This is a genomic window from Tissierella carlieri (assembly GCF_018917285.1).
GTDB classification, from domain to species: Bacteria; Bacillota; Clostridia; order Tissierellales; family Tissierellaceae; genus Tissierella; species Tissierella carlieri.
The window spans coordinates 1-9,424 of record NZ_JAHLOH010000015.1 but is presented as its reverse complement, the minus strand read 5'-3'; the positions used below and the strand labels follow the sequence as shown (position 1 = coordinate 9,424).

Sequence of the window (9,424 nt, the reverse complement as noted above, 5' to 3'; positions counted from 1 at the left end):
TACTTTATGCTTAAAAAATCTCAAGGTAACAGCCATTATGCAGCTCTCGGCCATGTTGCTCATAAGTTGGTTCGTGTAATATTTAAAATACTAAAAGATAATGTTGCCTTTAATTTAGAATAATTTTTAGAAAAATATATTTTTTAAAAGCATATTTTAAATAGGCTTATTTTGTCATGCCTTTTTTAGATATAATTATTTTTAAAAAAATTTATCTTTTTTATCTTGACAATTCATAGTTGGTCTCCTTCAATGATTCTGCCTCTTTCCATCACTAGAATCATCTCACACAATGACTCCAGAGCAAATACATCATGAGAGATCATCAATATTCCTGAATCATTCATCTGATTCATCAATAAATCTAAAATCATATCTCTATTATCTTCATCAAGAGCAGAGGTTGGTTCATCTGCTAAAATATATTTAGGCTTTAATCCTAGCAATATTGCCATAGATACTCTCTGTAACATTCCACCAGAAAGCTGCAGAGGATAACTCTCCATAACACGGCTCGTATCAACAAGATTCACCATTTGAAGTTTTTCTACGGCTAAATGATATGCTTCCTCCTTTGATAATCTTAAACGCAGCCGAAAAGTTTCTATGATTTGCTTTCCAATCTTTATCCTCCTATCAAATGCAGTCATGGGATTTTGAGGAATATATCCTAATGTTGTACCACATAAATCACGTCTCTGACTAGAAGATAATGCAGCTAGTCCTAATCCATCTAATAGTATATCTCCCTCTTTCACTCGGCAGGTTTTCCCCAATATTCCCATTACAGCCTTAATTAATGTGGTTTTACCAGCACTGCTTTGCCCTGTAAGACCAATAGACTCACCGTATTGCAAAGAAAAAGATATATCATTTAATAAGTTTATATGTTTTTTCGATTCAACTGATAGATTCTTTATCTCAAGCACGTATCTCTCCTCCTTTTTTAACTGCTCCTGCGATTAAATTGAAAGAAAGAGCACATAAGAAAATAAATGTAATTGGATATAATATTATGTCTGGTCGCATAATAATAACTCCTCTGGATTCAGAAACCATTATCCCCCAGTCAATTACATTATCTCCAAGTCCAATGCCTATAAATGAAAATCCTACTATTGCCATAATCATATCTGTACAAGAAAGGCATATATAATGTATTACATCTTTTATAAGATTTGGAACAATATGAACAAATAAAATCCGCCCTCGAGAGGCACCAGAAGCAATGGCACACATAATATAAGCTTTTGCAATTTCAATTTCAGTCTTAGTTTTTACTAGCTTAATCAAGCGCATAATTAAAGACACAGTTAAAGCTATGAGCATCGTTAGAACTCCATTTCCCCATGCCCCGATGAAGATCATCAAATATGCAATTGGAGGAATAGCAGTAACTGCATTCAATATGCTCTCTACTACCACATTTTGCTTATTACCTTTTTGCCCAAGTACCAGTCCTAAAAAAGTACCTACAACAATAACAATCGCGGAGCCAATTAATACAATACCAACAGTTGTTCTTCCACCATAAAGAATTCTAGAGAGAATACACCTTCCCATATGATCGGTCCCTAGAGGATATTGTTTACAAGCTCTTTCAAGCTTAACAGCTAGATTCACATGATTAGGATCATTAGGAGCAAACAAATAACCAAAGGTACAAAAAAGTATAATCAGTATTGGGGCTGCAACTAAAATAGTTTTTTTCATCTTCTTCATGCTGCATCTACCTCCATTGCTTTTCTATGTTTTCGGAGACATCCTTGTAAAGCATCAGCCATGACATTAAATAATACAACACTTAATGCTAAAACCAATACTCCAGCATGAATCATCGGTGAGTCCCTATGAATTACACTATCTATAATCAGATGTCCAAGACCAGGTAAAGAAAATACACTTTCCACAACAGCAGCTCCCGCCATAAAAAGCCCTAACATTTGTAAAAAACTTGGGAGTAAAGCCCCAACTGCATAAGGTAATGCATGAAAAATTAGAATCCGGCTTTCCTTTAATCCTCTGCATCTAGCATAAAAAGCATAATCTTCATTCATCTCCCACTCAATACTCTTACCTAAAAGCTGAGAATAGAGAGCGATTCCAACTATTGAAAGACATAAAGATGCAGGAAGATACTTCATAAGTCCTATATTTCCAACAACAGACATAATACCAAGCCTAACTGCAAAAATATCTATATATACACTTGCAAGATAAAATGGGGGAACAGAAATGCCTGCAATACAGATAAAGATTAAAAAATAATTGGCAATACTGTTTCTAAGAAAATAATATATAGAGCCAAGTATCAATATGCCAATGGACATTATGCAAGCCGATAGCAATACAACCGTTAATGTAACAGGCAATACTTTTTGTATTTCTTTTACCACTGGCTGTCCATTTTTTAGAGAAATACCAAAATCTAAATGCAAGGCATTTTTTGTCCATATAAAATATTGTGAAATTAAAGGCTTATCAAGTCCAAGTTCTATCCTGGCCTCTTGAATTTGCTCTTCAGTTACAATAGGTGTATTTCTTTTTACATAGGCAGTAGCAGGATCAACAGGAGAAAGACGCATTAATAAAAATGAAAGAATTGTGACTATGAAAAGTGTTAAGATGATTTCTACTATTTTTTCCAAAATATGTTGTGTACTATCTTTCTTCATGAACCATCCTCCTAATTAATTACTTTTAGTTAGTCTATGCTAACCTTTATACTAAAAAAATATGCTTTTCAGCATATTTTTTTAGTATCATCAGAGAAAATTATAACTTTTTCTAAGGATAGTTTCTACTCCAAACCGTCAGATAATAATCCGTTTGGACGATTTGTTTTTCTATATTCCAAAGGTGACATACCCACAATATCTTTAAATGCAGATGCAAATTTACTGGAGTTATTATACCCTACTCTCCCAGCAATAGCAGCGACACTATCATTTCCTTGGCGAAGCATTACGGCAGCAGCCTGCATTCTATAGGAACGCATATACGCATAAACAGAGGTTCCATAGACTGCCTTAAAACAAAGCTTCATCGCTGTTATAGGTATCTTGAAACGGTTAGATAATTCTTCAAGAGTATTATGCTGTTCCAAGTTCTCCGTCATATATTCCTTGATTTCCTTTATAATGTCTACTTGACTTTTATGAAAATATTGTCTTTCCTCTCTCTGTTCTGCAATATCTACAACACTAAGAAACAATAACAGCTCCAGTACTTTCAATTTAAAATATCCCCGCTTAACTTCATCAGGCACTGTATATAGCTCAAAGAAGATATGCTCTATGGAATTCTTAGCACGCATAATAAAACATCTATCTTTATGGCATAGCTTATCACGCAAAGAATATAAATTAATTGATATATCTTCCAATACACAAGAAATCGATCTTTCTGCCTCATCAAGACAGATTACCACTGATACACCATGATAATGTTCTAGGGGAAAGCATGATTTTGCGGTCCTGTTGCTTAACATATTTACAGCAAGATCACCCTCCTCTAGATATACATAGTCTCCATTTAGGAATTCACATTCAAATCGTCCCAGACGGCAATGATTAATTTCCATGATATCAGCATGTGGCTGTTTATTGTGAAAACAGTTTCCCATATGAAAATCATTATAAATCAATTCAATACCTGGAAACACCTGATAACTGGTCATGACACCTTCACCATCATGATTTTTCATTTTGTATATCATACAGTCATTATCTCGTTTAATCATCTCTACTTCAGGACCATATATACCTTTGTCTTTTGATAAAATACTCATATTTTTCACCATCCTTACATCATTGATTTATATATCAGAAATAATCTCCTATATTTCTCTAGACCGTATTACCCATTGCTAACTTTAACTTTTATACAGTTAGTTTAGGCTAACTTATTTGAATATTAGTTTAGCATTATGAGATAGGGTTGTCAATCAGTGAAGCCCTATCCTTGAAAAAATAGCTAGTATATAATAACATAGATATAAAGAACAATTTTCCGGGGTGATATAAAATGAAAATACATGAATCGGCAGAAAATTATTTAGAAATGATTTTAATGCTTAGGGAGCGTATTGGACAGGTGCGTTCTATTGATATAGTAAACGAAATGGGATACACTAAGCCTAGTGTAAGCATTGCTATGAAAAGACTTCGAGAAAATGGATATATCAAAATGGATTCTGATGGATATATTACACTGCTAGATACTGGTCTTGAAATCGCAACAGAGATGTATAATCGACATAAATTCCTTGCACAATTTCTAATGGCTATTGGTGTTAGCGAAGACATAGCACTTGCAGATGCCTGCAAAATTGAACATGATATAAGTGATGAGAGTTATCAATGCCTTAAAAAACATTTTGATTACTTCAAAGAAATGTAACAACTTATAAAGAGACAGTTTTCTTGATACAAGAAAGCTGTCTCTTTATCTTTTTGCCTATTCTATATTTTGTTATACAATATCTATTATTTCCCAAGAAATTTTATATCTATATTTCTCTTTTCAGTAAATATCCATCTTAAAATTTTTAAAAGACATGGATATAACATTGAAGTTGGATGAAATATTGCACTTATAATGCCAAAATTAAAATCTATTATTTAACTTTTTAGTATATTTCAACTAGAAGCGGTTATATTTAAAAAATCCTCCCTTTGTATGAATACTAATCAGTTTCCATAGCAATTTCACATTTACTGTAGCTTTTTGTATAGCTTCAGGGTATTCATAGTGAAAGGAGGTTAAGAAGTGTCGATAAAACCACTATGCATAGATGAAAGCATAGATAATATTGTAAATACCTATTCAAATATGGTTTATAGGTTAGCATTTTCACAGACCCGAAATAAAAGCGATGCCGATGATATCTTCCAAGAAGTATTTTTGCGATATATAAAGAATAAACCAAATTTTGAAACAGAAGAACATCGAAAAGCATGGCTTATAAGGGTTACTATTAATTGTGCAAAAAAACTGTGGACATCGTCTTGGGCAAAGAAAACTCAACCTTTAGATGATGAAATTGCTTTTGAAACTGAAGAGGATAATAATTTACATTATGAACTTAAAAAATTACCTATTAAGTATAGAACCGTTATTCACTTATTTTATTACGAGGATTTAAGTATAGAAGAAATCAGTCATATATTAAAGCAAAAACCATCTACAGTTAGAACTCAATTAACTCGTGGGAGACGTAAGCTAAAAGAAATATTAAAGGAGGACTATGATGTTTAAAGAAAAGTATCATCATATGAATGAACAAATAAAACCGTCATCTCAGCTTATAAATAATGTTATCTATGAAGGAAATAACAATAAAATGAAATATATATTTCACAAACCAATTGCCATAACTGCTTTGTTGATGATTTGTATATTTACAACAATTCCAGTATTATCAGCTACAGTACCAGCCATTTATGAAATTATATATCAAATTTCACCAAGTACTGCCCAATTTTTTAAACCTATCCAAAAATCCTGTGAGGATAATGGAATAAAAATGCAGGTAGAAGCTGCATATATTCATGATAATGTTGCTGAAATTTACATTACTATGCAAGATCTTATAGGAGAACGTATTGATGAAACAACAGATTTATTTGATAGTTATTCTATTAATCGCCCATTTTCCAGTGCAGCTGGCTGTACTCTTGTTGGGTATGATGCTAAAACAAAGACAGCTACGTTTTTAATTACAATTTCGGAATTTGACAACAAAAAAATAACAGGTAAAAAACTTACTTTTTCAGTAAGAGAATTTTTAAGTGGCAAACATCACTATGATAATACTTCTATTGATGTGGATTTATCTCTTTTAGATAATAATATCAATACACAACTTGTGAAAATAACAGGCGGTGGTGGTATCAACTATGAAAAATATATGCCAGATTTTAAAACTATGGATTATGATTACAAGGTAAAAGTCCTTTCTAGTATAAATTCCATTGACTTTCCTGTTGATTACATAGAAATTACAGCTATAGGATATATAGATGGTATGCTCCATGTCCAAACAGCAACAAAAAATAAGGAAACAACAGATAATCATGGTTTCATTTATCTAAAAGATAAAAACGGAAATAATATTCAATGTGATTACAATATCGGATTTAGAGAAAATATAACCAGTGAAAATAGAATAGATTATGATGAATATATATTTGATATTCCTCAATCTGAAATTGGGCAATATTCTTTATATGGTGATTTTGTTGTAAGTGGACTGTTTACACAAGGTAATTGGGAAGTGACTTTTCCTATTGAAGAAATTAAAAAATAACTAATTATAAAAAAGCTTCTTTTGAAACTCATTTACTGAAAGTTCTTAATGCTAAAATATTAAAGTCGAACTTTCCTATTCGTTATAATAAAGATTACTCCAGATAGTAAAATTGGATTAAAGAAAATATAAAGGTAATTGAGATAAAATTTGGGGGACAAAGCTTTTAGCCAACTACTAATCTAAAAGCCTTGCCCCAATTTTATTTCAACATAATCAAAAACACTATCAAAAATTTAATTGTATGAGAAAATCATCCTCTTTTATATAAATTCTGCTATTTTATCCAAAGAACTATATACATCATTTTCATTAATTGCTGTAAAAGGTATTTTAATTCCAACTTCTTCTAGATAACTTTTTAATTCTTCCATAAATACACCGGAACCTTTGACTTCCTTTAAAGTTTCAAGGATGCTTTCTAATTCATCATTATTTGAAATTTCTCCTCTGAATTCTCCAGAACAAGTATGATTAACTCCACAACTTGGACTTCCATCTATACCTACAACTCCTAAAATTTCATATCCTGCATCAATATAACTTTTAGTCTGTTGAACTATTGGTCTAAGCATTTCTCTACATTGTTCTCTATAAAATAAAGTATCAAATTGCTCCTTTACATGCCCCCATCTTTTTATTCCATATACAATCATTTCTGGACATGGAAGTTGAATAATACCAATATCTTTCTCTGCAATAAGATTTACAAATTCCTTAAAAATTCCCCCATACTGACTAAGCCCTTCAACCTTAGAATTGGAATTAATGATACAATGACAGATTAATATTATCTTTTTATTCCTTTTCAATTGCCATCCTCCTTAACTATTCGATAATTATAGACCAATACAATGATTTTTCTTTAATTTTAAATATACTTCTTGTCCCAAAGCATAAAGTTCTAAATCATTAAAGAGTACATCCACTTTTAAAGAAATAGAATTGATATCAACTGTATATCTTATAATATTACCTTGAGGGAGTATATCGATAATTTTACCCGAAATAGAATATGAATCTTTGCAAGATTCCAACTCAACATGAGATATTTCAATAGTCTCTGGTCTAATTACAATTTTTGAATAAGTTGAGTACTCTTGATTTATTAATTTTGAGAATTGGTCCTTTTCCAATATATTGTAATTTCCAACAAAACTTGCCGCAAAAATACTCCTTGGATTACTATAGATTTCAAAAGGGGTTCCTGATTGTTCTATAATACCATCTCTCATTATATGAATTGTATCTGACATAGTCATTGCTTCATCTTGATCGTGGGTGACAAATATAGAAGTCATATTAAGTTCCCTGTGTATTTCTTTTATTCTAGCTTGTAAAGATTTACGAAGCTTCGCATCTACTGCACTTAATGGCTCATCTAGTAGTAATACCTTAGGCTTAGTGACAATACATCTTGCCAATGCCACTCTCTGCTGTTCACCACCTGAAAGCTGGTAGGGATATCGCTTCTCATAGCCTTGAAGATCAACTATTTTTAAGGTATTTTTCACAAGATCATCAATAGTGTCTTTTTTAACCTTCTTCATCCTAAGACCAAATGAAATATTATTATATACATTCATATTAGGGAAAAGGCTATATTGTTGAAATATCATTCCGATATTTCGATCCTTAGGATTCCGAAAGGTAATATCTTCTCCATCTAGAAATATCTTTCCACTGGTTACCCCTTCTAATCCTGCAAGACATCGAAGAAGTGTACTTTTTCCGCAGCCTGAAGAACCGAGTAATGTAACAAATTCTCCCTTATGAATTGAAAGATTGGTATTTTTAAGGACATGATTTTCACCATAATATTTCTCTATATTTTCAAAAACAATATATGTCATGTTTATCTCCTTAATTTAATTAAATCATCTATAAACAATAAATTAAAGTTAATCTAACTTCTAATATGCTTTTCTTAGAAATTAGATTAACCGTTATAATATATTTTCAAAGAATTCTATTTCTCTAATGATTTTCTTGCATTATTTACATAAGACATATCAATCACATTTTCATATCCAATAGGGTTTTTAATAATTCCTTGTTCTAAGCAAAAACCTTCGATTGCATTATAGCCTTCTTCGGAAAAGAAACCGTCATTAGAAAGTGACCCTCTCAATATGCCAACAATTTCAACCAAATCTCTACCTTCAAACATAGGAGAAACTAATTTTGCAAGTTCTTCATCAGTATGCTCTGATTGCCAAGCCATAGCTTTTATAACAGCATTTACAAATTTTTGAACTGTCTCAGGATTTTTTTCTGCGAACTCCTTAGTAACTGTAACCATTTGTGATTCATAATACTTAGAACCATAAAGTGCCTCATGCTGTATAGGATCTGAAGTATTAATTAAAATATTGGCATTTAGATTTTTAAGCTCATTAATATGAATTCCATCAAAAAATGATGCAGCTATACTTCCTTGCTCAAGTGCAGCCAAAGCAGCTCCATACTCCATATTTATCCATTCAACATCATTCTCAGAAAGTCCTGCTTCTTCTAGAGCAGAAAGAACAAATGAATAAGGAGCAGAGCCTGGCATACCAGCAAAAATAGCCTTACCTTTTAATTGTTCAACGCTTGTGATTTCAGAATTTCCAGCAAAAATATATTGCTTATTCTTTACTGTTGAAATAACAATCTTAGACTCTAAACCCTCTTCAAAAGCACGAAGTACTGGCTCAGTAGATAACATACAAAATTGTGAATCTCCTGCATGCATTCCTTGGAAAGCTATTGGACCATCTTTAAAAACAACCCATTCAGTATCTAAACCCTCTTCCTTAAAATAACCTAGCTTTTCAGCTGCATATACAGGAATCCAAGACTCCCCTCTCATTTCAGATATTACAACTTTCGTAAGATCAGAATCATTAGAAACATCTTTTGATGTGCATCCAGTAAATACTCCGGCTGCTAAACAAATTATAAGTACGATAATTATTGATTTTTTCATATTCTGCCTCCTTATTTAATTAGACGTTTTGTAAACTTAAATGAAAATTGAGGACTCCAACCTCTGTATGGTACAATGTTTTTGCTAGAAAACAAATACCTCCCAGAAAGGATGAAGTCCTCATGCAAAAAATTGTATCAATA

10 protein-coding genes and 1 pseudogene are annotated in these 9,424 nt (G+C 31.9%); 4 read left to right on the top strand and 7 right to left on the bottom strand.

Features of this window, described 5'->3' with window-relative positions; all coding sequences use genetic code 11:
• Window positions 1–123 (top strand): annotated as a pseudogene (locus KQI38_RS21855) (IS110 family transposase); the annotation flags it as partial.
• Window positions 124–233: 110 nt separating this feature from the next.
• Here KQI38_RS21855 and KQI38_RS02515 read toward each other — a convergent pair.
• From KQI38_RS02515 to KQI38_RS02500, 4 genes are all read right to left on the bottom strand, one after another.
• The gene (locus tag KQI38_RS02515) at window positions 234–929 is read right to left on the bottom strand and encodes an ATP-binding cassette domain-containing protein (protein ID WP_216555227.1); all 696 of its coding nucleotides are present in this window, start codon (window positions 927–929) and stop codon (window positions 234–236) included.
• Complete coding sequence (locus KQI38_RS02510) at window positions 922–1,722, bottom strand: ABC transporter permease (RefSeq protein ID WP_216555215.1); 801 nt, start codon at window positions 1,720–1,722, stop codon at window positions 922–924. The genes KQI38_RS02515 and KQI38_RS02510 overlap by 8 nt, the downstream gene beginning before the upstream one ends.
• Window positions 1,719–2,675 (bottom strand): ABC transporter permease, encoded by a 957-nt coding sequence (locus KQI38_RS02505; RefSeq protein ID WP_216555212.1) that lies wholly within the window; start codon window positions 2,673–2,675, stop codon window positions 1,719–1,721. Before KQI38_RS02505 ends, KQI38_RS02510 begins: the two co-directional genes overlap by 4 nt.
• Before the next feature lie 125 nt (window positions 2,676–2,800).
• On the bottom strand, window positions 2,801–3,790 hold the full coding sequence (locus tag KQI38_RS02500) for a helix-turn-helix domain-containing protein (protein ID WP_216555210.1): 990 nt from the start codon (window positions 3,788–3,790) through the stop codon (window positions 2,801–2,803).
• Between the two features lie 236 nt (window positions 3,791–4,026).
• Here KQI38_RS02500 and KQI38_RS02495 point away from each other — a divergent pair, with 236 nt between their 5' ends.
• From KQI38_RS02495 to KQI38_RS02485, 3 genes are all read left to right on the top strand, one after another.
• Window positions 4,027–4,401, top strand: a complete 375-nt coding sequence (locus KQI38_RS02495; protein WP_216555208.1) for a metal-dependent transcriptional regulator — start codon at window positions 4,027–4,029, stop codon at window positions 4,399–4,401.
• A 369-nt stretch (window positions 4,402–4,770) separates the two neighbouring features.
• Window positions 4,771–5,259: an RNA polymerase sigma factor gene (locus tag KQI38_RS02490; protein ID WP_094898774.1), complete on the top strand. Its 489-nt coding sequence runs from the start codon at window positions 4,771–4,773 to the stop codon at window positions 5,257–5,259.
• Window positions 5,252–6,310, top strand: a complete 1,059-nt coding sequence (locus KQI38_RS02485) for a DUF4179 domain-containing protein (protein WP_216555206.1) — start codon at window positions 5,252–5,254, stop codon at window positions 6,308–6,310. The genes KQI38_RS02490 and KQI38_RS02485 overlap by 8 nt, the downstream gene beginning before the upstream one ends.
• Window positions 6,311–6,573: 263 nt before the next feature.
• Here the strand turns inward: KQI38_RS02485 and KQI38_RS02480 are convergent, their stop codons facing one another.
• The 3 genes from KQI38_RS02480 to KQI38_RS02470 all read right to left on the bottom strand — a co-directional run bounded on the left by KQI38_RS02480 (window position 6,574) and on the right by KQI38_RS02470 (window position 9,281).
• Window positions 6,574–7,122, bottom strand: coding sequence for a CD3072 family TudS-related putative desulfidase (locus tag KQI38_RS02480; RefSeq protein ID WP_216555204.1), 549 nt, complete (start codon window positions 7,120–7,122; stop codon window positions 6,574–6,576).
• A gap of 27 nt (window positions 7,123–7,149) precedes the next feature.
• Window positions 7,150–8,163 (bottom strand): ABC transporter ATP-binding protein, encoded by a 1,014-nt coding sequence (locus tag KQI38_RS02475; protein ID WP_216555202.1) that lies wholly within the window; start codon window positions 8,161–8,163, stop codon window positions 7,150–7,152.
• Between the two features lie 116 nt (window positions 8,164–8,279).
• A complete protein-coding gene (locus KQI38_RS02470) occupies window positions 8,280–9,281 on the bottom strand; it encodes an ABC transporter substrate-binding protein (protein WP_216555200.1) in 1,002 nt (333 codons plus the stop codon).
• Between the last annotated feature and the right edge of the window lie 143 nt (window positions 9,282–9,424).